This window comes from Reella acinonychis, assembly GCF_052384575.1.
In the GTDB taxonomy this organism is placed as follows: Bacteria; Pseudomonadota; Gammaproteobacteria; order Enterobacterales; family Pasteurellaceae; genus JBQSUQ01.
The window spans coordinates 1-26,631 of record NZ_JBQSUQ010000015.1 but is presented as its reverse complement, the minus strand read 5'-3'; the positions used below and the strand labels follow the sequence as shown (position 1 = coordinate 26,631).

Below are 26,631 nucleotides of genomic sequence, written 5' to 3'. Positions count from 1 at the left end.
ATCTGATTGAGGTAATATTAGCGCAATGAAAACTGATGAGTAAGATGGTATCAAATGAAATTTCTAATGCTATGCCGAGAGCCTAGATTATACAGTTGCCAGCGTTTAAAAGAGGCAGCTGAACAATGTGGTCATCAAATGGATATTTTGGATCCAAACCGTTTTTTATTAAAACTTGAACAAAACGCACCGCACTTTAATTTATATTATCAAGAGAATTATAAAGCTACGCCTTATCCTGTGCCAGATTATGATGCGGTGTTGCCACGTTTTGGTTCTGCCAGTACCAAAATGGGCTGTGCTGTTTTACGTCATTTTCGGGCGAAGTCGGTACCTTGTTTAAACGACGATATTGCTTTCTCACAAGCCAGAGATAAATGGCAAAGTTTGCAACTTTTACAGCAAGAAGGGATTGCAGTGCCGAATACTTTACTGGCGGGTTGTGAATGTGAAGTAGGGGAAAGCATAAATTATATTGCAGAGCCATTAATCATCAAAACGTTATCGGGATCGCAAGGTATTGGCGTGATTCTGGCAGATAAAAAGCAGCGAGCAGTCAGTATTTTAGAAACCTTAAAAGATGCGAGTGTGCCAGTGCTATTACAGGATTTTATTGAAGAAGCTAATAATGCCGATATTCGTTGTTTTGTGATTGGTGATAGCGTTGTAGCAAGTATGCAACGACAAGGGCAAAATGGAGAATTTCGTGCCAATTTTCATCGTGGTGGCAGTGCAGATACCTTACAACTCAATGAAACGGAAAAAGCAATTGCTATCAAGGCGACTAAAGCATTAGGTTTAGATGTTGCAGGCGTGGATCTTATTCGATCTCAACATGGATTGCTCGTTCTTGAAGTTAATGCCAGCCCAGGTTTAGAAATGATAGAGAAGACCAGTGGCATTGATATTGCACTGCAAATGATTATTTATTTAGAGAAGAAATTAATGAGATAAAGATAAGCCCAGCATTTAGCTGGGCTTTATTTATGAAACGCGTTTATCAGGATTCTGTATTTGATATTCTGGTGGCAATTGAGGATTGATTTCTTCCTCATGTAATGGCACCGCGTCTTGTGTAGGTTTCGTTGGCGCATCTTGTAGATCATTTTTTGATTTATCAATTAAATTTGCACGCATTTTGGGGTGCTTTGTTTGTGGAGATAGCCAAATATCAATAAATGCCTGATTAAATTGCTGATCAAATTCGTAATCTAACACTGTATCATTAAGTACAAAATAGCCCTTATCCTCAAGAGCAATATAGCTTAACTTATCATTAGGTGAGAAATCAGGAAAAATACGTTGTAATTCCTTTAACCAGCCCTCAGTATCAGCTTCGATTTTAAAATTCTCTAATTCTTTAATTAAGCTAACGGCAAAATTCTTCCCTTCTACTTGTTTGTCATAAGTAAAAGTTAACATTAATGGGCGCTCATTTTCTTGATAATTGCCTGTTTCAGTGTGCAAAGCGATGGTATAAACTAAAAAAGGTCCCCAGTTATAATCTGTTTTACCAACAGGTTGCCATTGTGCCCATAGCATTGTCGGCAAGAGTAGTAATGAAAGTACAACGGATTTAAATGTCATAGCCTATATATTAGAGGAAAAAATTAGCTAAATTATAGCAATAATTTTTAGATGAAAATATAGTATTTTGTGAAATTACAAAAAATAACACCGTACTTTTATATGAGAAAGTGCGGTGTGTTTTTCAATTATTTTCTATTGTTTGGTTGCGCCGATAACTCCCCAATATTTCTCATGTTTTACTTCACCTACAATGTGTTTATTTTCCACTTTATCTTTGCCGTTTACAAAGTGGAGTTCTGCAACTGCACGGTCAGGTGAATCCTTTGATACGACTAATGGTTCAGATAAATTATCTAATTGTGTTGTTTCAGGTTTGAAAACAACACTTCTTGGATCGCCCGGGTTGCTTTTTAAAGAAAACAATTCAGTTCCAGTGTATTTACCAATAACTTTACCAGTTGCTTCCCCCGCTTTATAAGAAAGTTCTAAGTTAGCTGGTGTAACAATTTCAGTATTTACAGTTGTAGTATATAAAAATTGTCCTTTATAGTTTGCAGTTAGGTGGCTTAAGTCGCCAGTGTTTTCAGATCCTTCTTCAATAGAATATACATAATTATTACGTACTTTCATGAAATCTACCGTATCACGATAGTAACCATAATAAACGTTATCATCTAGTAGGTAAAAATCATAATGAGGGCCAGCTTCATTATCTGTATTTTTTCCAGGTTTTAATTGAATTACGCCTTCTTTTACTTCTTTGATATGTTTATCTGTGCTATAGGTATATTTTTCATTTGGGACAATATATTTTACTGGCACGGCATCTTTACTATGTGCAAAGTTGCCATTCCATTTTTTTTCTGGCTCAGGTTGTTTTTGAGGCTCAGGTTGTTTTTGAGGCTCAGGTTGTTTTTGAGGCTCAGGTTGTTTTTGAGGCTCAGGTTGTTTTTGAGGCTCAGGCTGTTTTTGAGTTTCAGATTGTTTAGTTGTTGTATTCGTAGCTGATTCTTTTGATTTGTCTTTGTGTGTGCTATTTCCATTCTTATTTGATTGTGCATTTGTTTGAGAATGGTTTGGATTAACTGCTGATGGTGCTGTATGACTAGCACCTCCGCCACCTCCACTACAAGCGACAATTAATCCTGATAACATTGTTAGTGTGAAAGTTTTTGTTAGTTTCATAAAAATCCTTAAATAAAATAGAAATAAAAAAATAATTAAAAAGTTTTACTGAACGTCATATAAATCCGTTGACGATCATATTCAGCAAACGGATTATTGCTTTTTGTTTTTTGGAAAAAAGCAGAAATTCTAGGTGTTATACCAAAAAAATGCAAGTCTCTTTTCCAGAGGTCCAATCTGATAGCGTATTCTTTGTTCTGTTGTCTTACTTTAAAAAAGCTAGGTGCAAAAATATCTTCGCTTGATGCTGAAGCAGCTTTATATTGGCGTTGTGCATAACTAAGTTGTAGTGAAGTAGAAATGCCTTTTAGCCATTCCTGTGCCCAGCCTACAGATACTGCGTAACGTTGAAAGGCGTTAGCTTTCAATGTCGCGTTTTTACGATAATAATCTAAACCTAAAGACCATACTTGCTTACTATTTGGAATATATTGAATTTGATGAGATAGGGAATAGTAATTACCATTCGCATGATGTTGTTCTGGCTGATGATGGCGTTGTTCTGCATATCTCATTTCAGTTGATAATTTCCAGTTTGAATTTAACCAAGTTTTATAACTTAAGGCTAAACCAACTTGTTTTTCATAGGGCTTTAATTTTGTAGTGGTTGATTTTTCACCACCTGCATACCAAAGTCTTTCTATATAAGGGGCAATTTTGATTTCATGGTTAAGATTGCGATAACCGAATCCCCATTGTCCTTGTAATGAGAGTTCATTATATTTACGATTATCCCAATAATATTTACCATTAATATCCACATCAATATCGGTAAAGAAACCTTTTGCTAAAGACCAATTTTTATGCATATTAGCAAAATATCCTACACCTGTTGCTCGTTCTGGTTCACTTGATGGTGTAAAACCTTCTACTTTTAATCCAGATTTAGGTGCATTATTCACATTGGATTCTTGTAAATAATTCGCACTAAAATAAAATTGCACCTGATCTTGTTTATTTAATTCTGTTAAATAAGTATCAATTAAATGGATTAATGGTGTAGGCAGAGGCTCTGAGCGTAATTTGGTAAATTCCCATTGTGCCGCTTCATTTTGTTTATTTTTAAAAAGTGCAATTGCTAATTGTAAACGAATTGCTTGTTGATCGGGATCTTTAGCCAATAAGGCTCGATATAAATCAATAGAATGACTAAGATTCCCTTTATGATAGGCGATTAATGCTCCAGCCCATTGTAATAATTCTTGATCAGGTTGCGGAGTTCGTTGATAAATTTCTGTTAATAGCTCTACTTGTACGATATCGTTATTTTTTAATGCATTAACAAGAAGCTGTAATGTTAACTCGGGTTGTTGCTCCAGTTGGGCTTTTGTTAATACCTGTGCTTCTTGTTTATTTATGCTTGAGGTTGGTTCTATATCTTGGATAGAACGTGTAGGTCTAGTCGCCGTTGTTTGCATAAATTTTTCATCAGGGCGATGATTATCTACATTAATAATTCGATCATTATTTGCCCAAGTGAGTTGGCAAATAGTTGTCAAAAAAGTGAGGGCTGTAATTTTATATTTCATCTTCATTCTCTGTTACTTTATTTAAAAGCGGGCGAGTGTATCAGTAACATGCCCATATGTAAATTAAATAGGTGTTATTTTATTCAATTTATAAGATAAAAAATACCACGATTTCACAGAAAATTGCTTCGATTTTATACCTATAACGAAGAAAATTATAATTATCGTGGTATTAGTATTACATTGAGAAATATTATGATTATTACCCACCATATTTATATGATATGGTGGGTAACTTTTTCTTACTCTGACGGGGTTAACTACAGTAAATCCTGCGTTTGATGATAAATCTCACCGCCTTTTTCGCGGAATTTTTCTGCCATTTCACGCAATCCTTCTGCTTGAGTTTGGACATCGTCTGTCACGTTCACCACTTCAATGCTTTCCAAGCTTTTCGCATAATCACGCACTTCTTGGGTGATTTTCATGGAGCAGAATTTTGGCCCACACATCGAGCAGAAATGGGCGACTTTGCCTGATTCCTGTGGCAAGGTTTCATCGTGGTAGGCACGAGCGGTTTCAGGATCGAGAGAAAGGTTAAACTGATCTTCCCAACGGAATTCAAAACGGGCTTTTGACATGGCATTATCACGAATTTGTGCCGCTGGGTGTCCTTTGGCTAAATCTGCAGCGTGGGCAGCGATTTTGTAGGTAATTAGCCCTTGTTTAACATCTTCTTTGTCAGGCAAGCCTAAATGCTCTTTCGGCGTTACATAACACAGCATGGCACAGCCAAACCAGCCGATCATCGCTGCCCCAATGCCTGAAGTGAAATGATCATAGCCCGGGGCAATATCGGTAGTCAGTGGTCCTAAGGTATAGAAAGGCGCTTCGTGGCAATGTTCAAGTTCTTCGGTCATATTGCGTTGGATCATATGCATCGGAATATGCCCTGGCCCTTCGATCATCACTTGCACATCATATTCCCACGCAATTTTGGTGAGTTCGCCTAAGGTGTAAAGCTCAGAAAATTGCGCTTCATCATTAGCATCTTGAATAGAACCTGGGCGTAAGCCATCGCCTAAAGACAGTGACACATCATAGCTGGCACAAATTTCACAGATTTCACGGAAATGTTCATACAAGAAATTTTCCTGATGATGCGACAAGCACCATTTCGCCATAATGGAACCGCCACGAGAAACAATGCCCGTTAAGCGTTTGGCAGTCATCGGCACATAACGCAACAAGGTGCCAGCGTGAATGGTGAAATAATCCACCCCTTGCTCCGCTTGTTCAATAATGGTGTCTTTGAAAATTTCCCAAGTGAGATTTTCCGCCACGCCATTGACCTTTTCTAAGGCTTGATAAAGCGGCACCGTGCCAATTGGCACAGGGCTGTTGCGAATAATCCATTCCCGTGTTTCGTGGATATTCCGTCCTGTGGACAAGTCCATCACTGTATCCGCACCCCAACGGGTTGCCCACACCAGTTTTTCCACTTCTTCTTCAATAGATGAGGTCACTGCAGAGTTACCAATATTGGCATTGACTTTCACTAAGAAATTACGCCCAATGATCATCGGTTCTAATTCAGGGTGATTGATATTACAAGGAATAATCGCACGCCCTGCCGCCACTTCTTGTCGCACAAATTCAGGGGTGATTTTATCAGGAATATTTGCACCAAACGCCTGCCCCAAATGTTGTTGCAAAAGCACCGCACTTTTCACTCGCTCACGCCCCATATTTTCACGCAGAGCGATAAATTCCATTTCAGGGGTGATAATGCCTTGTTTGGCATAATGCATTTGCGTCACACATTTGCCCGATTTGGCACGTCGCACTTGATGTTTCAGTTGAAAACGCAGTTCGTCCAAAGTGCGGTCATTTTGGCGTAAATTCGCATAATCGGAACTCAACGCCGACAATTGCTCCGTGTCATCACGTTCAATGATCCAATTTTCACGACAAGCAGGAATGCCTTTGGTGACATCAATCTCTTTTTGCTCATCACCATAGACGCCAGCGGTATCATAAATAGGAATGGATTCGTTCGGCTCATATTGCGGATTATTTTTATCGCCGCCCACCAAAGTTGGACTTAAATGAATTTCTCGCATCGGCACTTGAATATCTGCCCGAGAACCTTGCAAATAAAAGCGAGAAGAATTGGGGTGTTGATGCCCTTTTAAATTATGAATAAAGGCTTGTGCCGCTTCACGTTTTTCACGGCGAGTAGTAACTTTTGACATAAGCAAATACCTTTTTTAATGGAAGAAAGTAAATTGCTTGTTGAAGTGAGGGGTAAATCATCGTATAACGTCTGTTTTGCAAAAATGCAGGCGACATACACAAAAGTGCGGTTTAATTTTGATGAGTTTTACTTGTTTCCCTACGCGGGTGTTAGCCCAACAGGTTCGACGGATCCCAATATGGTCTCAGCTCGAAAGCACTCCGACAAGATTGAAAAAGTATAAATTAAAATAGCTTAAAAAGCGATCAAAAAATCCTCGTGATAATAACACGAGGATTTTGATGATGTGCTTGACTAGCGAGTTAGCTTAAATTACGCCAATTCTGCACGTAATTTTTTGGTCACTGCCACCATTACTTCTAATTGAGCAATGGTTTCTGTCCAGCCACGGGTTTTTAAACCACAGTCTGGGTTGACCCATAAACGCTCTTTTGGCACCACTTTCAACGCTTTGCGGAGTAAGTGTTCAATTTCTTCCGCTTTTGGCACGCGTGGACTGTGAATGTCGTACACGCCTGGGCCGATGTCGTTCGGGTATTTGAAATCGCCGAATGCGGTTAATAATTCCATATCTGAACGTGACGTTTCAATCGTGATTACGTCGGCATCTAAACCGGCAATGGCTGGTAAGATGTCGTTAAATTCAGAGTAACACATATGGGTGTGGATTTGCGTGTCATCTTGTACTCCCATATAGCTTAAGCGGAACGCTTCGCCTGCCCATTGTAAGTACGCATCCCAGTCGGCGCGTTTGAGCGGTAAACCTTCACGGATTGCTGGCTCGTCGATTTGGATCACTTTGATGCCTGCTTTTTCTAAGTCTAATACTTCGTCAGATAACGCCACACCGATTTGTTTACATACGGTTGAACGTGGAATATCGTTACGCACGAATGACCATTGTAAAATGGTGACAGGACCCGTTAGCATCCCTTTCATCACTTTTTTGGTTAAGCTTTGTGCATATTGTGACCAACGCACAGTCATTGGCTCTGGACGAACCACATCACCGTAAATTACTGGTGGTTTTACGCAGCGTGAACCGTAGCTTTGTACCCAACCGAATTTGGTAAACGCAAAACCGTCTAATAATTCACCGAAGTATTCCACCATATCGTTACGCTCTGCTTCACCGTGAACAAGCACATCAAGGTCAAGTTCTTCTTGGCGACGCACCACATATTCGATCTCTTTCTTCATTGCTGCTTCATAATCAGCAAGGCTTAAATCGCCTTTTTTGAAGCTCGCACGAGCGTGGCGGATTTCCGTGGTTTGTGGGAATGAACCGATGTTGGTAGTCGGTAGAAGCGGTAAGTTCAACCACGCATTTTGCTTCTCGATACGCTCTGCAAATGGTGACTTGCGTTGGTCAGCATTCGCTGGCAAGTTTGCTAAACGCTCTGCCACTTCAGGGCGGTGAATTTCTTTAGAATTTGCACGCGCGTCCGCAGCCGCTTGGCTTGCATCTAATTCTGCTTTAATGGCATCACGACCTTTTTCAAGCGCAGTTTTTAATACGTTTAACTCTTGTACTTTTTGTAATGTGAAGGCTAACCAGCTGTAAAGTGCAGGGTTTTTCTCTTGTAATTGAGTTTCAACGCTTAAATCAAATGGCGTGTGAAGTAATGAACAGCTTGGTGCAATCCATAAGCGTTCGCCTAATTTTGCCTTTAACGGCTCAACCACATCTAATACTTTGTTTAGGTTCGCACGCCAAATGTTACGACCTTCGATCACACCCGCTGAAAGTACTTTGCTGTAATCTTCAAAGGCAGCAAGTTGCTCTGGGGAACGGATTAAATCTAAGTGTAAACCGTCTACGGGTAAGTCTTTTAACAGCGCAGCGTGTTCTGCCACTGAACCAAAGTAAGTCGCTAATAATAATTTTGCTTTCACTTGGTCTGCAAAGGTTGCGTAAACTGCTTTGTAGGCTTCTACCCATTCTTTTGGTAAGTCTAAGGCAAGGGCTGGCTCGTCGATTTGGATCCATTCAGCACCTTCAGCCACTAAGGCATTTAAGATTTCTACATAAACTGGCACTAATTTGTTTAATAAGTCAAAACGGTTGAAGGCTTCGCCTTTTTCTTTCCCTAACCAAAGGAATGTTAATGGACCGACGATGACTGGTTTGAATTTGTGGCCTGCCGCTTTTGCTTCACGAATTTGTTGTACATAGTGAGCTGGGTTGGCTTTGAATTCGGTTGTTTTTTGGAATTCTGGTACAAGGTAGTGATAGTTAGTGTCGAACCATTTGGTCATTTCGATCGCAAATTGCTCTTTGTTACCACGAGCTAATTGGAAGTATTGATCAAGGGTTAAATTTTGGCTATCGAACCCAAAACGAGCTGGGATCGCACCTGTTGCCACTTGTAAATCTAAAATGTGATCGTAGAACGTGAAATCGCCCACTGCCACGAAATCAGCATTTGCATCCGCTTGGTGTTTCCAGTTTTTCTCACGCAACGCTTTGGCTAAATCTAATAAATCTTGCTCACTTAATTCTTTACGCCAGTAACGTTCTTGGGCAAATTTTAATTCACGCTTTGCACCGACACGTGGAAAACCTAAAACGTGGAATGTTGTCATAGTAATATCTCCTATCTTTTGATTAATGATTTAGACGTCTAAACATCTGTTTGATAGGATAATGCGCTAAAATTACTATTTAATCAAATTCATATTTTTCATTTTATTTATGAATAATTTTAATGATGTAGTTTAAAAAAGTGCGGTGAAAATTTATGATTTTTTCACCGCGCTTGTGATGTTAGAAAGTGTGCCAATCGCCGTTTACTGCGGTACCAATAACTTTAAATTGGTTAGTAAATGCCGTTAAGTTAGCAATTTTTCCTACTTCAATGGATCCTAAATGATCATCTACTTTGATGGCTTTAGCAGGGTAGTAGTTGCACATTCTTAAGGTTTCATCAAGCGGAATGCCTACGTGCTGAACAACATTGCGAATTGACTCGATCATTGTGATTGCTGAACCACCGAGCGTGCCATTTTCATCGACGCATTTACCATCACGCACATAAACGGTTTTGCCAACGAAAATAAATTTGTCAATGTTTGCGCCAGCTGGTGCAACAGCATCAGTAACTAAGCACAGTTTTTCGCCTTTTGCTAATTTATCAATACGAATATTGCCGAAAGTTACATGCAAACCATCTGCAATAATGCCTGCATAAACTTCTTCAGAATCCAAAACTGCGCCTACAACGCCCATATCGCGTCCAGAGCTAATTGGAGACATTGCATTATGCAAATGAGTTGCAAAGGTCGCACCTTTCGCGATGGCTTCTTTGGCGACGTCATAGCTTGCATTGGAATGGCCAATGGAAACGATAATACCTTTTTCTACAAATTCAGGAATATATTGTGCCGTTGGATTTTCGGCTGCCATAGTGATTTTAGTAATCACATCAGCGTTATCAAGCAAAAAGGTTTTCATTTCTTGGCTGATTTCACGAATATATTCTTCTCGGTGAACGCCTTTTTTTGCCAAACTTAAATAAGGTCCTTCTAAATGCAGCCCCAATGCTTGATTTTTATGGGTTGCTAAATAATCTCGCATTGTTTTGACCGCACTTTTTATATCTTCATCTGGTGACGTAATTAAAGTTGGCAAGTAGCTAGTTGTCCCTGATTTTAAGTTGGTTTTTTGCATAATCTCAAGGGTTTCGATGGTTGGTTCTGTATTGAAGGTAACGCCACCACAACCATTGAGTTGTAAATCAATAAAGCCAGCAGTGAGATTTGCTCCTTGAAGATCGATACGTTGAATCGATTGGTTGAGTTCTTTTTCGGGCAAAATGGCTTGAATTTTATCTTGTTCGACAACCACGCAATGTTCATATAATACTGATTTTGCAGTATAAATTACACAATTAGTGAGTGCGTATGTCATAGTTATTCTCCTGAATAAAAAAGGATGTATGCACATCCTTTTCTTTATTTTTAGATAACAGAATGGATGGCGTTTGCCTCTAATTCTGTGAAATATTTGACTGTTTTTACTTTAAGTTCTTGAGTTGCTGGTTCATCACAAACCATAATGCAGTGACGATGTAGTTGTAATGCACTAATAGTCCATAAATGATTTACAGGACCTTCCACGCCAGCTTGTAATGCAAGCGCTTTTTGATGACCTGTGACAAGCAGTAACACTTCTTCTGAGTCCAATAAAGTACCAACACCAATGGTTAACGCATATTTTGGTACTTGATTAATGTCGTTGTTGAAGAAGCGAGAGTTAGCAATTAACGTATCTGGTGTTAATGTTTTGATACGTGTTCTGGAATTTAATGATGAAGCGGGTTCATTGAACGCAATATGTCCATCATTACCTACGCCGCCCATAAATAAATGAATTTTTCCGTAAGATTTAATTTTCTCTTCATAACGGCGACATTCTTCATCATGGTTATCGGTATTTCCATTTAAAATATTGACGTTTTCATGTGGAATATCAATATGATTAAAGAAATTATTAAACATGAAAGAATGATAGCTTTCAGGGTGCTCTTTTGGTAAATCAACATATTCATCCATGTTAAATGTCACAACATGTTTGAAACTGACTTCGCCTGCTTGATAGAGTTTAATTAATTCTTTGTAGGTTTTTAATGGTGTGCCGCCGGTTGGTAAACCTAACACAAAAGGACGTTCTGCTGTTGGTTTAAATTGATTGATTCGATCTGCAATATAGCGAGCCGACCATTTACTTACTTGTTCATCATTTTGTAATGGAATTAAACGCATAAAATTACCCCCAAACTGACCGCACTTTTTAAAAGTGCGGTCTATTTTTTCCTACTTTTTATAAAAATTTTGCTTTAAGTTCTTTAGCCACTGCCAGTTGTTGTTCTGATGCTTTCGCTGTCATCGGTTCACGACAATAGCCTGCATCAACACCATCTAATTTCAACAATTCTTTAATGGTTAAATATAAGCCATTTGCTAAGATACCTTCGATTAAATCATTGGTAACATGTTGAATTGCAAGTGCTTCTTTTAATTTACCCGCTTGAGTTAATTCAAAAATTTGACGAGCACGAACACCATTGACGTTGAATGTTGAACCAATTGCACCATCTACACCTAATGAAGCCGCAGGTAACATCATTTCATCAAAACCAGCCCAGATTAAGTGGTTTGGATAGGCTTTTTTCAAGCGCTCTAATAAATAGAAATCGCCGGCAGTGAATTTAACACCGATAACTTTCGGATTTTTATATAATTCGCCAAATTGCTCAATACCCATGTTTACGCCTGTTAAGAATGGAATAGAGTAAACAATCATATTGTTGCCAGTGGCTTCGATAATGCTATCGTAATAATGTTTGATTTCTGCAAAGCTGAATTTGTAATAGAATGGGGTAACGGCTGATAAGCTGTCATAGCCTAATTCTGTTGCGTATTTACCTAATTCGATGGCTTCTTTTAAGTTTACGCTACCAACTTGTGCGATAAGTGCGATTTGATCTTTTGCTTCGTCTTTTGCAATGCGGAAAATTTCTTTTTTCTCCTCAGTGGAAAGCATGAAGTTTTCACCTGTTGAACCACCAACATATAAACCATCCACTTTCATCTTGTCGATGTTGTAGCGAACAATTTCACGTAAGCCTTTTTCGTTTACAGAGCCATCAGCATTGAAAGATACTAATAAAGCACTGAAAATACCTTTTAAGTTTTTCATAGAACGTTCTCCTATTTTTGACGTTGTTCTAAAATAACATTGAGTGTTTTTTGTTTTGCTGAAATTGATTTTTCTTCTTCTGCTTGAACTAATAATGCGTAAATTAGATCAAGAATGAATAATTGAGTGATTTTTGTTCCAATGGAATCTCCTTGCAGCAACCCTTGGCGGTTACCATTTTGCAGAACATAATCCGATACCTTTGTCACTGGTGAACGTGCGTTATGGGTAATAGCAACGATTTTTGCACCTGATTTTCTAGCGATAGATAAGGCTTGAGTGATTTCTTGAGAATGACCTGAATGACTAATGCCTATGACTACATCACCTTTTTTCATTAATGCGGCTTGCATATACATAAAATGGTTATTGCTGGTGGCATCAACTTGCAAGCCGATACGCATAAATTTATTTTTGGCATCTTCGGCTGTAATGCCAGAAGAACCAACACCAAATAAGAAAATGCGCCTTGCAACACGTAATTCATTCACCACATTTTCTAATACCGTAAAGTCCAATAATTTAATAGTTTCCTCAATAACATTATTGAGTACGGCTTGCATTTTATCTGCGATTAAATTGGGGCTATCATCAGGGGTAATCTGGGTATCAAGTAAGTTGCTTGAACGTTGTTCTTGGGTGGCCAATTCAATGGCAAATTCCATTTTGAAGTCACTAAACCCTTTAAACCCTAATGTTCGACAAAAGCGAATGAAGGTTGCCTCGCCAACTTCAAGGCTGGTTGCGACTTCAGATAAAGAGGAATAGGTTAAGAAATCAGGCATTTGCAAAATACGTTCTGCAATCCGTTTTTCTGTTTTAGTGAAACTGGAACGTAAGCCCGCAATTCGTTCTAAAATATTGAGATTTCCCATCGCTTATTCCTCTTATGTTGTAAAGAAAACTACAACAATGAAACTGGCACTTTGACCACTAATTTTTTCAATTTGATGACTTCGCCATTGATATTGCAACAAGGTTTATGTGGCTCAAATGGGTAGTAAACGACAAATTGATGTGGCTGTACAACAATCCAATTCTTATCAGCAATTGGTTTATCCGTTACCTGATAATCATCAGCTTCATTGTAGGCTTCATATAAAGCTAAATCAGGGTAAGCAACACCATATTCCATGCCATCAGCACCAGAAATAATGAGTTGTAAATCAATATATTTATGGTGTAATTCTGTTTTCTTATTTTCCGCAGCATCGCTTGTTGGCGTCATCACATTCATGTAGATTTCATCATTAATATCATGACGACCATTTTCTAATTGTTGTAAATCTAAGGTTTTTAGATAATCGCAAATATCTGCTAATACTTTTGGTAAATCACGACGATAGTCGTTACGATTGAGATCACCAATATACATATGCTTTTTCCTCGTATTATGGTTTGAGTTGTGATAATCCCCAAGCTGCTGCACCGATAAGTCCAGCGTCACCTGCATATTGTGCTTTAGCTATGTCACAATGATAAAAGTGCGGTAGATTTTCTAAATGTTTTTTAACCAATGGCAGATAGCCTTCTGCCAGTCCAACGCTGCCGCCTAAAATAATTTTTTGTGTATCTAAACTGATACGCAAGTCAGCAATTAAATTAGCAATCGCTTTTGCAGAACGTTCAATTAATGCAGTGGCTTTGGCATCACCTTGGCGGAATAACTCAAAGGCTTGTTTTGGTGTGCAAGGTGGATTCCACTGACTTGATACCGCTTCAATTGCTCTGCCGGAAGCAACTGCTTCAACACAACCTCTGCGACCACAGCCGCAAACAACTTCATTGGGATCTGCAAGGGTATGGCCAATATGGCCCGCAATACCATGAGGTCCAGTCAGTAATGCGCCATTTTGAATAATGCCGCCACCGACACCCGTTGAAACGGTAATAAATACCAAATTTTTCACCGCACTTTGATCTTCATGCTGATATTCTGCAATGGCTGCGGCTTGCACGTCATTGAGTAAGAAAACTGGTTTGTCTGTATTGGCTTCAATGCTCGCTTTTAAAGGGAATTCCGCTAATCCGCCTAAATTTTTCGGATTAAGTGCGGTTAAAATACCTTGATTTATAATGCCTGTTGAAGCAACGGCAATATAATCAAATTGCCCTTGATATTGGGAAACCAAATCTGCTAAGCAACGATGCATTGCATTGCCCGCATTTTCTTGTGGTGTTGTGACTTGTTGGCGTTGAGTTAAGGTGTTATTTTCAACCAATGCGGTAGCGATTTTGGTGCCACCAATATCAATTGCTAAACAACGCATAATATATTCCTTAAATAGAATGAATAGTATAGGCAGATATACCGCCTATCATATTTTATTTTTGAGCAGATTTTACTGAATCAGCAAACCAACTTACGATATGTTCTAAGCGAGTTAATGCTGAACCAACAGTGACAGAATCCGCACCAATTTCAATAGCAACTTTGGCTAATTCAGGACTGTTATAACGACCTTCAGCCATGACAAAACAACCGGCAGCTTTTAAATCTTTTACCAATTGATAATCAGGTTCTTCTGGTACTTCACCGCCAGTATAACCAGACATGGTGCTACCAATAATGTCATAACCTAATTGTTGACAATATAAACCTTCTTCTAAATTAGAGCAGTCTGCCATGGCTAGACAACCTAATTCATGAATTTTTTTCACCGCACTTTCACGATCCACTGGGCGAACACGATCTGTGCCATCTACTGCGATGATATTTGCACCTGCCGCTGCTAAATCTTCAATATCTTGTAAGAATGGGGTGATACGAATTGGGCTATCAGGTAAATCGCGTTTTACGATACCAATAATTGGTAGAGATACGGTAGGTCTTGTCGCTTTTAAATTTTCAATACCTTCAATACGAAGACCAGCAGCACCACCAACAACTGAAGCTTGCGCCATGGCGGCAACAATTTCAGGTTTGTCCATTGGACCATCATCGACAGGTTGGCAAGAGGCAATTAATCCATATTGAATTTGGTTGAGTACATGATGAAGAGGTGTTGACATAATTACTCCCAAAAATGTAGTGATTTGATAAAATATGTTTAGATGACTTTTTAAAGTTGGCTCATTATATAGAAATTACAATAAGAATGGTATTAAAAATGGAGTTTTTTTTCATAAAAAAATGTCAGAATTGTGATGAAGGTCACAAATCTGATAAAAATACTCCAAAAATAACAAATTTACCTTAAGAAAATAGTTTTATTGTTTTAGAATGTGTGCGTAGTTTAGTTATACGGGTAATAAATTTATTTGTTATCTAAAGTTTCATTTCTAATCATCTACTATTTAATAGGAGAATTTTCTATGAGTTTTAAAAAATTAGCTCTTGCAGCACTTGTAGCTTGTGCATCATCTTCTGTATTCGCAGCTGACTATGACCTTAAATTTGGTTTGGTAGCAGGCACAAGTTCAAATGAATATAAAGCAGTGGAATTCTTTGCAAAAGAAGTTAAAGATAAATCTGCTGGCAAAATTGAAGTTGCAATTTTCCCTGCTGCACAATTAGGTGATGACCGTGCAATGTTAAAACAATTGAAAGATGGTGCGTTAGATTTCACATTAGGTGAAAGTGCTCGTTTCCAAATTTTCTATCCTGAAGCAGAAATTTTTGCTTTACCTTATATGGTGCCTAACTTCGAGTTCTCTAAAAAAGCATTATTAGAAACTGAATTTGGTAAAGATTTATTAGCTAAAATAGATAAAGAGCTTGGCGTAAAAATGTTAGGTGTTGCTTACAATGGTACACGTCAAACAACGTCTAACCGTCCAATTAATAGCATTGAGGATATGAAAGGCTTAAAACTTCGTGTTCCAAATGCAGCAACTAACTTAGCATTTGCTAAATATATTGGTGCAGCTCCAACTCCAATGGCGTTCTCTGAAGTTTATCTTGCATTACAAACTAACTCTGTAGATGGTCAAGAAAACCCATTACCAACTATCCAAGCGCAAAAATTCTACGAAGTACAGAAAAACTTAGCTTTAACCAACCACATCCTTAATGACCAACTTTACTTAGTTAGTAATGAAACGTTAAATGAGTTACCAGAAGACTTACAAAAAGTGGTTAAAGATGCGGCGATGGCAACAGCGGAATACCACACAAAATTATTTAAAGAAGGTGAAGAAAATTTAATTACCTTCTTTAAAGAAAAAGGTATGAACGTTACTCAACCTGATTTGAAACCATTCAAAGAAGCGTTAAAACCATATTATGATGATTATTTACAGCGTACTGGCGAAGCTGGTAAGAAAGCAATGGAATCATTGTCTAAATTAGCTCAATAATCATTTAATCTAATTTCTAGGGCATTGAAAGATGCCCTAGAATATATCTAATCACCTTAATGAAGAAGCCTGATATTTTGGAGGCGCTATGAAGTTCTTCAATAAGTTAGAAGAATGGATTGGTGGTTCTTTACTACTGATCATTTTTTTAATTTTACTTGCTCAAATTATTGCTCGTCAGGTGTTTCAATCACCGATCATCTGGAGTGAGGAATTAGCTCGTTTATTATTTGTGTATGCGGGATTACTGGGGATCAGTATGGCGGTGCGCAGTCAACAGCACGTTTATATTGATTTTATTACCAATAGAATGTCCCCACCGATAAAAAGAGCAGTAAATTCATTTATACAGATTTTAATTTTTGTTTCTATTATTCTTTTTCTCCATTTAGGATTAAAAACTTGGCTAGACGCTAATTTCAAAATTGTGTCATTAGATATCTCGGAAAAATGGCTTTACGCAGGGTTACCTTTCATTTCCATTTTGATGTTCTATCGCTTTTTAGAAGTACAAGTGGAATGCTACAAAAATAAAACCAGTTATCTCCCTGCGTTATTCTTTGTTATAAGTGCGGTGATTATTCTTGCCATTTTATTTTTACAACCTGATTGGTTTAAAGTCTTACGCATTTCTAATTATGTGAAGTTTGGTAGTTCAGCAGTATATGTATCCCTCGGTGTGTGGCTCATTATCATGTTCCTTGGTACGCCAGTAGGTTGGTCATTGTTTATTACAACCATTGTGTATTTCTCAATGACGCGCTGGAATATCGTAAACTCTGCAGCAAGTAAATTAGTGGATAGTTTAAATAGCTTCCCATTGTTAAGTGTACCATTCTTTATTTTAACTGGTATCTTGATGAATACTGGGGGGATTACGACGAAGATCTTTGATTTCGCTAAAAATTTATTAGGTCACTATACCGGTGGTATGGGACATGTAAATATCGGTGCAAGTTTGATTTTCTCTGGTATGTCAGGTTCTGCACTTGCTGATGCGGGTGGTTTAGGTCAGTTAGAGATCAAAGCAATGCGTGATGCCGGCTATGACGATGATATTTGTGGTGGGATTACAGCAGCTTCTTGCATTATTGGCCCTTTAGTGCCACCAAGTATCGCAATGATTATCTACGGTGTTATTGCTAACGAAAGTATTGCAAAACTTTTCGTTGCTGGTTTTGTGCCGGGTGTAATTGTTACCGCAGCATTAATGGCGATGAACTACTTCGTATCGAAAAAACGTGGCTATCCTAAGACACCAAAAGCTACGCGTGAGCAGTTATGCAAATCATTCAAAGAAAGTATTTGGGCAATCTTAACGCCAGTTTTAATTATCACCGGTATTTTCTCAGGTTTATTTACACCAACTGAAGCTGCGGTATTTGCGGCAACCTATTCTGTTATTGTAGGTAAATTCGTCTATAAAGAATTAACATTAGCGGCATTATTCAGAAGTTGTGTTGAAGCCATTTCTATTACGGGTGTAACAGCATTAATGGTGATGACCGTTACATTCTTTGGCGATATGATTGCGCGTGAACAGGTAGCAATCCGCATTGCTGATGCGTTCATGGCATTCGCTGATAGTCAAATCATGGTGTTAGTAATGATCAATTTACTTCTCTTATTCTTAGGGATGTTTATTGATGCGCTGGCATTGCAATTCTTAGTTTTACCAATGTTAATTCCAATTGCGGTGCATTTTGGTATTGACCTTGTGTTCTTTGGTGTGATGACCACATTAAATATGATGATTGGTATTTTAACTCCACCAATGGGAATGGCGTTATTTGTGGTGGCTCGTGTAGGTAATATGTCTGTATCCACCGTAACCAAAGGAATATTACCGTTCTTAGTACCAATTTTCTTAACCTTGGTATTAATTACAATCTTCCCACAAATTATTACATTTATACCGAACTTATTAATGCCTTAAAGTGCGGTGAAAAAAAGCAACGTTTTTATAACAGGGAATTTATTTATGAATAAGTAAATTCCCACTCATACAATCTCTTAATGAAGGAGCTATCTTATGAAATTTACAAAATCTTTATTAGCTGTATCAGTATTTGGTTTAATGGCGTTTAATGCAAATGCGGCACAATACCCAGATCTTCCAGTTGGAATCAAAAGCGGTACTGGCGCATTAATGGGCGATACAGTTTATGTTGGTTTAGGTTCTGGTGGCGATAAATTCTTCGCATTGAACTTAAAAGAAAAAGATGGTCAATGGAAAGAGTTACCTGCATTCCCAGGTGGTGCACGTAATCAACCTGTTTCTGCAGTAGTTGATGGTAAATTGTATGTGTTTGGTGGTATGCAAAATACAGATGTAGCTGCAAACCAAATCATTAATGATGTACATGTTTACAACCCAGCAGATAAAACATGGACAAAATTACAAACTCGCTCACCTCGTTCAGCCTCAGTTGGTGCAAGTGCGGTGGCTAAAGATGGCAAAATTTATTTCATCGGTGGTGTAAACCATGAAATCTGGAATGGTTTATTCCAAGATGCAAAAGCAGCAGTGGGTACAAAAGAAGGTGATGAGAAAAAAGCTGCGGAAAAACCAATTTTCGATGCTTACTTTAATTTACGTCATCAAGACTTCTTATTTAACGCGGATGTCTTAAGCTATGAGCCAGCAACTAATACATGGCGTAATGAAGGTCATTTCCCATATTCAGGTCGTGCGGGTGCTGCAATTGCAGTGAAAGGCGATAAATTACTGGTTGTGAATGGTGAAATCAAAGCAGGTCTTCGTACTGATACAACAGAAATTGGTACTATTGGCAAAAATGGCATTACATGGAAACAATTAGGTAAATTACCTGCACCAAAAGGTTTTGCGCAACAAGATGGTTTAGCTGGTGGTATGGGTGGCTACACAAATGGTAACTACATCGTAACTGGTGGTGCAAACTTCCCAGGTGCACGTGCAAACTACGCGAAAGGTATCAACGATGCACACCGTACTGGCGGCTTGAAGAAAACATTCCATAATGCAGTTTATGCATTAAATGAAAAAATGGGTACATGGAAAATTGTTGGTGAATACCCAATTAACATTGCCTATGGTGTTGCATTACCATACAACAACAAAGTGTTAATGGTTGGTGGTGAAACAGATGGCGGTAAAGCGCTAACTGAAGTGAAAACCATGAGCTTTGATGGCAAAAAACTTGTTGTTGAATAAGAAACTCGACTAAATTTAACCGCACTTTAATTTTTTATTAAAGTTGCGGTTATTTTTTTGTAAAATACGATTCATTATATTGATTGTTTTAATGAATTATTCTCATGAAACCCACTTTTCTTGAACTTCGTCATTTGAAAACTTTATTAGCACTGAAGGAAACAGGCTCTGTTTCTCTTGCTGCTAAGCGTGTTTATTTGACCCAATCCGCCCTTTCTCACCAGATTAAATTATTGGAAGAACAATATGGATTGCCTTTGTTTGAGCGTAAAACATCACCTTTACGTTTTACTGCAGCAGGCGAGCGCTTGATTAAATTAGCCAATGATATTATGCCGAAGGTAGCAGAAGCGGAGCGAGATCTTTCTCGCGTGAAGCAAGGAGAAGCGGGGGAATTGCGGATTGCAGTAGAATGCCATACTTGCTTTGATTGGCTAATGCCTGCGATGGATAGTTTCCGTACGCATTGGCCTTTAGTAGAATTAGATATTGTATCTGGTTTCCATACGGATCCCGTCGGTTTATTGCTCACACATCGAGCTGATTGGGCAGTGGTTTCTGAAGCGGAGGAGACGGAAGGAATTATCTATCAGCCTTTATTCTCCTATGAAATGGTTGGTTTATGCGCAAAAGATCATCCTCTCGCGCAAAAAGAAATTTGGCTGGCCAAGGATTTTGAGGATCAAACCTTGATTACTTATCCCGTTCCCGATGATATGCTCGATTTATTACGTAAAGTGCTAAAACCTGAAGGCATTAATCCAGCGCGTCGCACCAGTGAATTAACCATCGCTATTATTCAGCTTGTTGCCAGTAAAAGAGGCATTGCGGCATTACCTTTTTGGGCGGCGAAACCTTATTTGGATCGCGGTTATATTGTGGCAAGAAAAATTACGCCAAAGGGTTTATATAGCAATTTATACGCAGCCTATCGAGAATTTGATGTGGAAAGTGCGTTCATTAATGATTTTTATGAAACGGTGAAATCACAAAGTTTTTCAACATTACAAGGTTTATCTGTGCTTGAATGATCTAAGTTCTTGTGATCTTGTATTAGGATTGCAGACCTAATAAAAAACTCGCTTAAGCGAGTTTTTTTATGTGGTTTTCAATTTGTTTAAGCCCATTTAATCGGGTTTCGCTGAGTCGTTGTGCAATGCCTAACTCATTGAAAAATGCGGTAATATCTAATGTGAGTAGGGATTCAATAGGCTGATGGTTATACTCTTGTATCAGCAACCATAATAAACCATTCATAATACGTGCTTCGCTATAAGCTTGTAGCTGCAAAGTGCGGTCAATATTTAGTGACATTTTTAGCCATAATTTTGCTTCACAGCCATCAATATTTGTCCATTTTTGCAATTCCCGCTCAGAAGGTTGGGGCAAGTTTTTTCCTGCTTGAATAAGCAAGCGGTAGCGTTCTTCCCAACTTTTTGCCAGTTTAATTTGTTGTTGAATGCTCATGTTTATTCCGTTAGTAATGAAAGTGCTTTGTCTAAAGCACTAAAAAATGCATCTATATCTTGCTGATTATTATAAGGCGCCAAGCTTAAACGTAAGGTACTGTGGACGCCTAAACGTTGTAAATAGGGCATGGCACAATGCGCACCTGAGCGTAAAGCGATATGTTGTTCTGCGAGCAAGGTGGCTAAATCTGAATTAGCAATGCCTTTAAAGGTAAAACTAATGATACTGCTTGGATGTGGTGCGCAGAATAATTGGCAATTCTCATAATTTTTTAACCGCGCTTTTGCTTGCTCTGCGAGAGAGAGACAATATTGCTCGGTGGAGGATAAATCCCATTGTGTTAACCAATGTAAAACTTGATTAAAACCAATCACTGCAGCAATATTTGGCGTGCCAGCTTCTAATCGATAGGGCAATTCCGAATAGTCGCTTTTTTCGGCGGATACATAGGACACCATTTTTCCGCCATATTGTAAGGGTTGCAGTAATTCTAGGGAAGAGAGTTTGCCACTTAATACGCCTAAACCTGTTGGTCCATAAAGTTTATGCGCTGAAAAGGCAATGAAATCTGCGTCTAATTGTTGCAAATCTAATTTGATATGGCTAATCGCTTGAGCGGCATCCAATAAAATCAAGGCATTGCTTTTAGCGCGTATTAAGCGAATAAGATCTTCTATGGGCTGCTGTGTGCCTGTTACATTTGACATCACATTGATCGCGACAAGCTTTGTCTGTGCATTGAGTTTCTCTAACAAAATATTGGTATCAATAAGCCAGTTATCTTGTAATGGTAAAATATGTAATTTTGCACCGCACTTTTGCGCCACTTGCTGCCAAGTCACAAAATTGGCATGATGATCCGCTTGGCTAATGATTATTTCATCGTTCGGTTCAAAAGCTGGAATCAATCCATTTGCCACCATATTAATTGCTTGCGTCGTGCCCGATGTCCAAATCACTGCGCGTTCTGTTTCTGAGTTGATTAATTGTTGCACTTGCTTTCTGGCTTGCTCATAACAAGCTGTTTGCTCAGCATCATATTGGCTGCGATGAACAGAGCCAGCGGATTGGTAAAATGCTGTTGTGGCTTCAATTAAACATTCTGGTTTAAGTGCCGTTGCTGCACTGTCTAAATAAATGGTGGCATTAGGTTGTTTAAAATAAGGAAATGCAGAACGGAACATATGATTGTTAAACATTAGTGATTGCCTCGCGCTTTTTGTTTGCGAAATACATGAGGAGGAATAGGCTGAGGATCTTGCCAAAGACCAATTCGCTGTTGTTGCGCTTGATGTTGTGCCTGAAGATATTGTGGATCTCGCATATATTTTTCAAATGCCCAAGCCATTCCAAGTTGCACCATGCGTAAATTAATGTTTTCTTTATTGTTTGTGTAAAGCGTGGCTAAAACGCGTTGATAGCGATCATAACCTGAGATGGCAAGCTGTATCTGTTTTTTATGGACTAACGCGGCTAAGGTTTGGCGTGCACGACGACCAAACGCTTGTTTTTTTTCAGGTGCATCAATTTCTTGGAGGCGAACTTTTAGCTGCTTACGATTTTCCAATAAGCAAGTAATGGTATCGCCATCGCTCACACCGACGACATAACAATTCATCCAACGAACTTGAGAAAAAGCTTGGCAAGAACAAAAAAGAAGAAAAAGTGCGGTTAAAAAAGTCGTAATTTTGTGCATATTTTGTATTTATATCAAAACATTGAGTATATTTTACTGAAAAAAAGCGTAAAAATGAAAAAATAAGCGTAAAATAATCAGGAATAATATTTGGATGATAAGGTTATGAAAAAGAAAGTTATTGATTTATTAAGAAGTTTTGCCATTTTATATGTGCTGCTCTATATCGGAGAGGGTATTGCCTATTTAGTTCCGGTGGGGATTCCAGGGAGCATTTTCGGATTATTATTGCTATTTTTCGGCTTAACGACACAAACCATTAAATTGGAATGGATTTATTCTGGCGCAAATTTGCTGTTGAGCTATATGGCATTGCTTTTTGTACCAGCCAGTGTTGGTATTATGAAATATTTTGATTTGTTAATTTCACAGGCGAAAGCCTTTGTGATTCCTAATGTGGTGAGTTCGCTTTTGACGCTGGTTGTGTTTGGTGTGTTGGCGGATTATTTATTTTTACGTCGTTCATTTTCTCGACTTCGCCATAAAGTATTACAACGTCGAATTAAGGAAGGAAAATGATTTATCTTTTTACTTTATTAACGCTGGTTTGCTTTTCTATCGCATTGAAAATTAATAAAAAATTGAAATCAGTGGTATTTAACACATTGGTACTGAGCGTGTTAATGTTAGTGGCTATATTAGTGAGCTTTGATGTGACTTATGATACTTATATGGCAGGTAATGCGCCTTTAAATAATTTACTTAATCTGAGCTTAGTTGCATTAGCGTTACCTTTGTATCAGCAGTTAAAACAAATTATGGCTTTTTGGAAAAGTATTTTATTAATTACCACATTAGCTTCTATTTTTTCTATGGCAACAGGTGCTGGATTAGCAATATGGTTAGGGGCGAATAAGGAAATTGTGGCTTCGGTCATTTCTAAATCAGTGACAACCCCTATTGCGATGGCTGTTAGTGATAATTTGGGCGGTATTCCTGCCATTGCTGCGGTAGGCGTGATTTTAGCAGGATTGCAAGGTGCAATTTTGGGCTATGTGATATTAAAAAAATTAGGTTTAAAAAGTTCAGAGGGAATTGGTTTGGCGATAGGTTCCATGTCACATGCCTTAGGTACTGTTATTGTTATTGAAAAAGATCCAAAAGCGGGTTCTTATAGCTCAATTGCATTAGTACTATGTGGCATTATTAGCTCCATTCTTGCGCCACTTGTGTTTAAATTAATTTATATGGTGGCATAAATGTTAAGAAATAATCTGAAATCGGCTTGGTTAGAACGATTTGTCAGTAATAAACCGAGAGAAAAAGATCATCGTCCGCCATTCAGACGCGATCGTGCTCGCATTTTGCATAGCGCGTCATTCCGTTGCTTACAAGCTAAAACGCAAATTCATGCGGTTGGTGAGAATGATTTTTTTCGTACCCGTTTAACGCATTCTTTGGAAGTGGCGCAAATTGGTAGCAGCCTCACATCTCAGCTGAAATTTGTGGATTCTTATACTAAATTGGCGGAACAATTAAACATTGATAAAGCGGAACTACAAAAAGAGCTGAAACCATTGCTACCTACCAATGATTTGATAGAAAGTCTTTGTTTTGCCCATGATATTGGGCATCCTCCTTTTGGTCATGGTGGCGAAACTGCATTAAATTCCATGATGCGAGATAGCGGTGGTTTTGAAGGCAATGCACAAACGTTCCGCTTGTTGACCAAGTTAGAGCCCTATACGCAAAATGCGGGAATGAATTTAACGCGTCGCACACTTCTCGGTATAGTGAAATATCCTGCCATTTTAGATGAAACTTCACCGCAATATGCGCAATTGGATTTACCCTCATTTCATGAGCAACATACTTTACGAAAAATCGATTGGCGACCGGGCAAAGGGGTTTTTCGCGATGATCTAGCGATGTTTGATTGGTTATTAGAGCCACTCACAGCAGAAGATAAAAGCTTGTTTATGAAATTGCAAAAAGTGCGGTCAAATCCGCAAGAGTTTTTGAAAACGTGCTTTAAATCCTTAGATTGCAGCATTATGGAATTGGCGGATGACATTGCTTATGGCGTGCATGATTTGGAAGATGCCATTGTGGTTGGCATGGTAGATCGCAATTTATGGCAGAATGCATTACAAAAGCTAAAACAATGTTGTTCTGATTGGGTTCGACAACATATTGATGATCTAACCGAAAAATTGTTTTCCGATTATCATTATGAACGCAAAAATGCCATTGGTGCATTAGTTAACTATTTTATTACCAATGTCCGCTGGAAACTGACAGCCGAATTTGATGAGCCTTTGCTACGTTACAATGCTGAATTGCCACAAGAAGTGGAGCAAGTACTGAATATTTTTAAAGAATTTGTGTTTGAATTTGTGATCAGAGATGTGGAAACGCAGCGCATTGAATACCGAGGACAACGCATTTTAACTGAAATGTTCCAAATTTTTGAGAGTGATCCTGAACGTTTATTGCCTCGTAATACAGCAAATCGTTGGCGTAATGCTGATGAAAATGGCAAAAAGCGAATTATCTGTGATTATATGGCGGGTATGTCGGATGCTTATGCATTAAAAGTATATCGACAATTGTCATCTTCGGTTAATTTTTAATAAAAGTGCGGTGTAATTTTTACAAGTTTTAGGAGTCGATAATGAAAATTGTCATAGCGCCAGATTCATATAAAGAAAGCCTTTCTGCTTTACAAGTAGCGGAAACCATTGAAAAGGGTTTTAAACAAATATTTCCAACAGCAACCTATATTAAAGTGCCCGTTGCGGATGGCGGGGAAGGCACTGTTGATACTATGGTCGAAGTGACAAATGGACGTAAAATTGAATTAAATGTGACCGATGCTTTAGGTTGTCAGTTAAAAGGTTTCTTTGGAGTTTCCGAAGATCAAAGCGTGGCATTTATTGAAGTCGCTGCCGCTTGTGGACTTGAACAAGTACCAATGGATAAACGTAATCCGTTGTTTACAACAACTTATGGTGTGGGTGAATTAATTTTAGCTGCATTAGATCTAGGTGTTCGCCATTTCATTATTGGATTAGGTGGTAGCGCCACAAATGATGGCGGGGCAGGCATGTTACAAGCTCTGGGAGCAAAACTGCTTGATAAAGAACATAAAGCTATTGGATATGGCGGGGCAGAATTGATCCGTTTAGCTCATATTGATATATCCAATATGGATCCTCGCCTAAAAGAATGTTGCTTTGAAATTGCCTGTGATGTAACAAATCCATTGGTAGGAGAAAAGGGGGCATCTGCGATTTTTGGTCCTCAAAAAGGTGCGACCCCAGAAATGGTCAAACAGCTAGATAAGGCATTAAATCATTATGGTGATATTATCTGGCAAGATCTCCAAGTTGAAGTAAAACACCTGTCTGGTGCGGGAGCCGCTGGTGGACTTGGCGCAGCTTTTGCTGGATTTTTAGGTGCAGAATTAAAAAGTGGCATTAAAATTATCACGACATTACTTCAGTTAGAACAAAAGATGGAAGGCGCTAATTTAGTGATTACAGGCGAGGGGCGCATTGATCATCAAAGTATTAATGGTAAAGTTCCTGTTGGTGTTGCAGCAGTCGCTAAAAAATTTAATATTCCAGTGATTTGTATTGCAGGTAGTTTAGGTCAAGATATTCATGTGGTTTATGAACATGGAATAGACGCGGTATTCAGTATTTTAAACCGTACTTGTAACCTAGAAGAAGCTTTTGCAGAGGCTGAACAAAACTTAGAAATTACTGCAAGAAATGTTGCGGCTACCTTACATATGACAATGAATTAAAAACAGTTAAAAATTTAACCGCAGTTTGTTGTGGTTTTCATCGTTAAGCTTAAAAAATCATCGCTTAACAAAAAAGT

At 38.5% G+C, this 26,631-nt stretch carries 24 protein-coding genes and 1 riboswitch; of the genes, 9 read left to right on the top strand and 15 right to left on the bottom strand.

Annotation, left to right across the window (positions count from 1 at the left end; all coding sequences use genetic code 11):
- Positions 1 to 54: 54 nt before the first annotated feature.
- On the top strand, positions 55 to 954 hold the full coding sequence (locus tag ACT2CV_RS06950; RefSeq protein ID WP_464972808.1) for a RimK family alpha-L-glutamate ligase: 900 nt from the start codon (positions 55 to 57) through the stop codon (positions 952 to 954).
- A gap of 30 nt (positions 955 to 984) precedes the next feature.
- Here ACT2CV_RS06950 and ACT2CV_RS06945 read toward each other — a convergent pair whose 3' ends face one another.
- From ACT2CV_RS06945 to ACT2CV_RS06890, 12 genes are all read right to left on the bottom strand, one after another.
- A complete protein-coding gene (locus ACT2CV_RS06945) occupies positions 985 to 1,587 on the bottom strand; it encodes a hypothetical protein (protein WP_464972807.1) in 603 nt (200 codons plus the stop codon).
- 135 nt (positions 1,588 to 1,722) lie between these two features.
- Positions 1,723 to 2,715: a hypothetical protein gene (locus ACT2CV_RS06940; protein ID WP_464972806.1), complete on the bottom strand. Its 993-nt coding sequence runs from the start codon at positions 2,713 to 2,715 to the stop codon at positions 1,723 to 1,725.
- A 35-nt stretch (positions 2,716 to 2,750) separates the two neighbouring features.
- A complete protein-coding gene (locus ACT2CV_RS06935) occupies positions 2,751 to 4,250 on the bottom strand; it encodes a surface lipoprotein assembly modifier (protein ID WP_464972805.1) in 1,500 nt (499 codons plus the stop codon).
- 254 nt (positions 4,251 to 4,504) lie between these two features.
- Entirely contained in the window at positions 4,505 to 6,439 is a 1,935-nt protein-coding gene (gene thiC / locus ACT2CV_RS06930; protein ID WP_464972804.1) for a phosphomethylpyrimidine synthase ThiC, read from the bottom strand.
- A 119-nt stretch (positions 6,440 to 6,558) separates the two neighbouring features.
- Positions 6,559 to 6,654: riboswitch (TPP riboswitch) on the bottom strand.
- 99 nt (positions 6,655 to 6,753) lie between these two features.
- Positions 6,754 to 9,027, bottom strand: a complete 2,274-nt coding sequence (gene metE / locus ACT2CV_RS06925) for a 5-methyltetrahydropteroyltriglutamate--homocysteine S-methyltransferase (protein WP_464972803.1) — start codon at positions 9,025 to 9,027, stop codon at positions 6,754 to 6,756.
- Positions 9,028 to 9,208: 181 nt separating this feature from the next.
- A complete protein-coding gene (nagA, locus tag ACT2CV_RS06920; RefSeq protein WP_464972802.1) occupies positions 9,209 to 10,351 on the bottom strand; it encodes an N-acetylglucosamine-6-phosphate deacetylase in 1,143 nt (380 codons plus the stop codon).
- A gap of 50 nt (positions 10,352 to 10,401) precedes the next feature.
- Positions 10,402 to 11,205, bottom strand: coding sequence for a glucosamine-6-phosphate deaminase (gene nagB / locus ACT2CV_RS06915; RefSeq protein WP_464972801.1), 804 nt, complete (start codon positions 11,203 to 11,205; stop codon positions 10,402 to 10,404).
- Positions 11,206 to 11,263: 58 nt separating this feature from the next.
- The gene (nanA, locus tag ACT2CV_RS06910; protein WP_464972800.1) at positions 11,264 to 12,142 is read right to left on the bottom strand and encodes an N-acetylneuraminate lyase; all 879 of its coding nucleotides are present in this window, start codon (positions 12,140 to 12,142) and stop codon (positions 11,264 to 11,266) included.
- 11 nt (positions 12,143 to 12,153) lie between these two features.
- On the bottom strand, positions 12,154 to 13,017 hold the full coding sequence (locus tag ACT2CV_RS06905; protein WP_464972799.1) for a MurR/RpiR family transcriptional regulator: 864 nt from the start codon (positions 13,015 to 13,017) through the stop codon (positions 12,154 to 12,156).
- Positions 13,018 to 13,046: 29 nt separating this feature from the next.
- Positions 13,047 to 13,517 (bottom strand): N-acetylneuraminate anomerase, encoded by a 471-nt coding sequence (gene nanQ / locus ACT2CV_RS06900; RefSeq protein WP_464972798.1) that lies wholly within the window; start codon positions 13,515 to 13,517, stop codon positions 13,047 to 13,049.
- A 16-nt stretch (positions 13,518 to 13,533) separates the two neighbouring features.
- The gene (locus tag ACT2CV_RS06895; RefSeq protein ID WP_464972797.1) at positions 13,534 to 14,412 is read right to left on the bottom strand and encodes an N-acetylmannosamine kinase; all 879 of its coding nucleotides are present in this window, start codon (positions 14,410 to 14,412) and stop codon (positions 13,534 to 13,536) included.
- A gap of 55 nt (positions 14,413 to 14,467) precedes the next feature.
- Positions 14,468 to 15,154 carry an N-acetylmannosamine-6-phosphate 2-epimerase gene (locus tag ACT2CV_RS06890; RefSeq protein WP_464972796.1) on the bottom strand — a complete coding sequence of 229 codons (687 nt, stop codon included), beginning with the start codon at positions 15,152 to 15,154 and terminating at the stop codon, positions 14,468 to 14,470.
- Between the two features lie 303 nt (positions 15,155 to 15,457).
- Between ACT2CV_RS06890 and ACT2CV_RS06885 the strand changes: the two genes are divergently transcribed.
- From ACT2CV_RS06885 to ACT2CV_RS06870, 4 genes are all read left to right on the top strand, one after another.
- Entirely contained in the window at positions 15,458 to 16,441 is a 984-nt protein-coding gene (locus ACT2CV_RS06885; RefSeq protein WP_464972795.1) for a sialic acid TRAP transporter substrate-binding protein SiaP, read from the top strand.
- A gap of 88 nt (positions 16,442 to 16,529) precedes the next feature.
- Positions 16,530 to 18,377, top strand: coding sequence for a TRAP transporter large permease subunit (locus tag ACT2CV_RS06880; RefSeq protein WP_464972794.1), 1,848 nt, complete (start codon positions 16,530 to 16,532; stop codon positions 18,375 to 18,377).
- A 96-nt stretch (positions 18,378 to 18,473) separates the two neighbouring features.
- A complete protein-coding gene (locus ACT2CV_RS06875) occupies positions 18,474 to 19,637 on the top strand; it encodes an N-acetylneuraminate epimerase (RefSeq protein WP_464972793.1) in 1,164 nt (387 codons plus the stop codon).
- A gap of 104 nt (positions 19,638 to 19,741) precedes the next feature.
- On the top strand, positions 19,742 to 20,668 hold the full coding sequence (locus ACT2CV_RS06870) for a LysR family transcriptional regulator (protein ID WP_464972792.1): 927 nt from the start codon (positions 19,742 to 19,744) through the stop codon (positions 20,666 to 20,668).
- 52 nt (positions 20,669 to 20,720) lie between these two features.
- On the opposite strand, the gene ACT2CV_RS06865 is transcribed toward ACT2CV_RS06870, so the two are convergent.
- The 3 genes from ACT2CV_RS06865 to ACT2CV_RS06855 are packed head-to-tail and all read right to left on the bottom strand — an operon-like array spanning position 20,721 to position 22,803.
- Positions 20,721 to 21,104, bottom strand: coding sequence for a SufE family protein (locus tag ACT2CV_RS06865; RefSeq protein WP_464972791.1), 384 nt, complete (start codon positions 21,102 to 21,104; stop codon positions 20,721 to 20,723).
- A 2-nt stretch (positions 21,105 to 21,106) separates the two neighbouring features.
- Entirely contained in the window at positions 21,107 to 22,306 is a 1,200-nt protein-coding gene (locus tag ACT2CV_RS06860) for an aminotransferase class V-fold PLP-dependent enzyme (protein ID WP_464972790.1), read from the bottom strand.
- A complete protein-coding gene (locus ACT2CV_RS06855; protein ID WP_464972789.1) occupies positions 22,306 to 22,803 on the bottom strand; it encodes a thermonuclease family protein in 498 nt (165 codons plus the stop codon). The genes ACT2CV_RS06860 and ACT2CV_RS06855 overlap by 1 nt, the downstream gene beginning before the upstream one ends.
- A gap of 105 nt (positions 22,804 to 22,908) precedes the next feature.
- Between ACT2CV_RS06855 and ACT2CV_RS06850 the strand changes: the two genes are divergently transcribed.
- Genes ACT2CV_RS06850 through ACT2CV_RS06835 form a run of 4 tightly spaced genes read left to right on the top strand, consistent with a single transcriptional unit; the run spans position 22,909 to position 26,554 of the window.
- Positions 22,909 to 23,322 (top strand): CidA/LrgA family protein, encoded by a 414-nt coding sequence (locus ACT2CV_RS06850; protein ID WP_464972788.1) that lies wholly within the window; start codon positions 22,909 to 22,911, stop codon positions 23,320 to 23,322.
- Positions 23,319 to 24,002 (top strand): CidB/LrgB family autolysis modulator, encoded by a 684-nt coding sequence (locus tag ACT2CV_RS06845; RefSeq protein ID WP_464972787.1) that lies wholly within the window; start codon positions 23,319 to 23,321, stop codon positions 24,000 to 24,002. Before ACT2CV_RS06850 ends, ACT2CV_RS06845 begins: the two co-directional genes overlap by 4 nt.
- Positions 24,003 to 25,376: an anti-phage deoxyguanosine triphosphatase gene (locus ACT2CV_RS06840; protein WP_464972786.1), complete on the top strand. Its 1,374-nt coding sequence runs from the start codon at positions 24,003 to 24,005 to the stop codon at positions 25,374 to 25,376.
- 41 nt (positions 25,377 to 25,417) lie between these two features.
- Complete coding sequence (locus ACT2CV_RS06835) at positions 25,418 to 26,554, top strand: glycerate kinase (RefSeq protein WP_464972785.1); 1,137 nt, start codon at positions 25,418 to 25,420, stop codon at positions 26,552 to 26,554.
- Positions 26,555 to 26,631 lie beyond the last annotated feature (77 nt).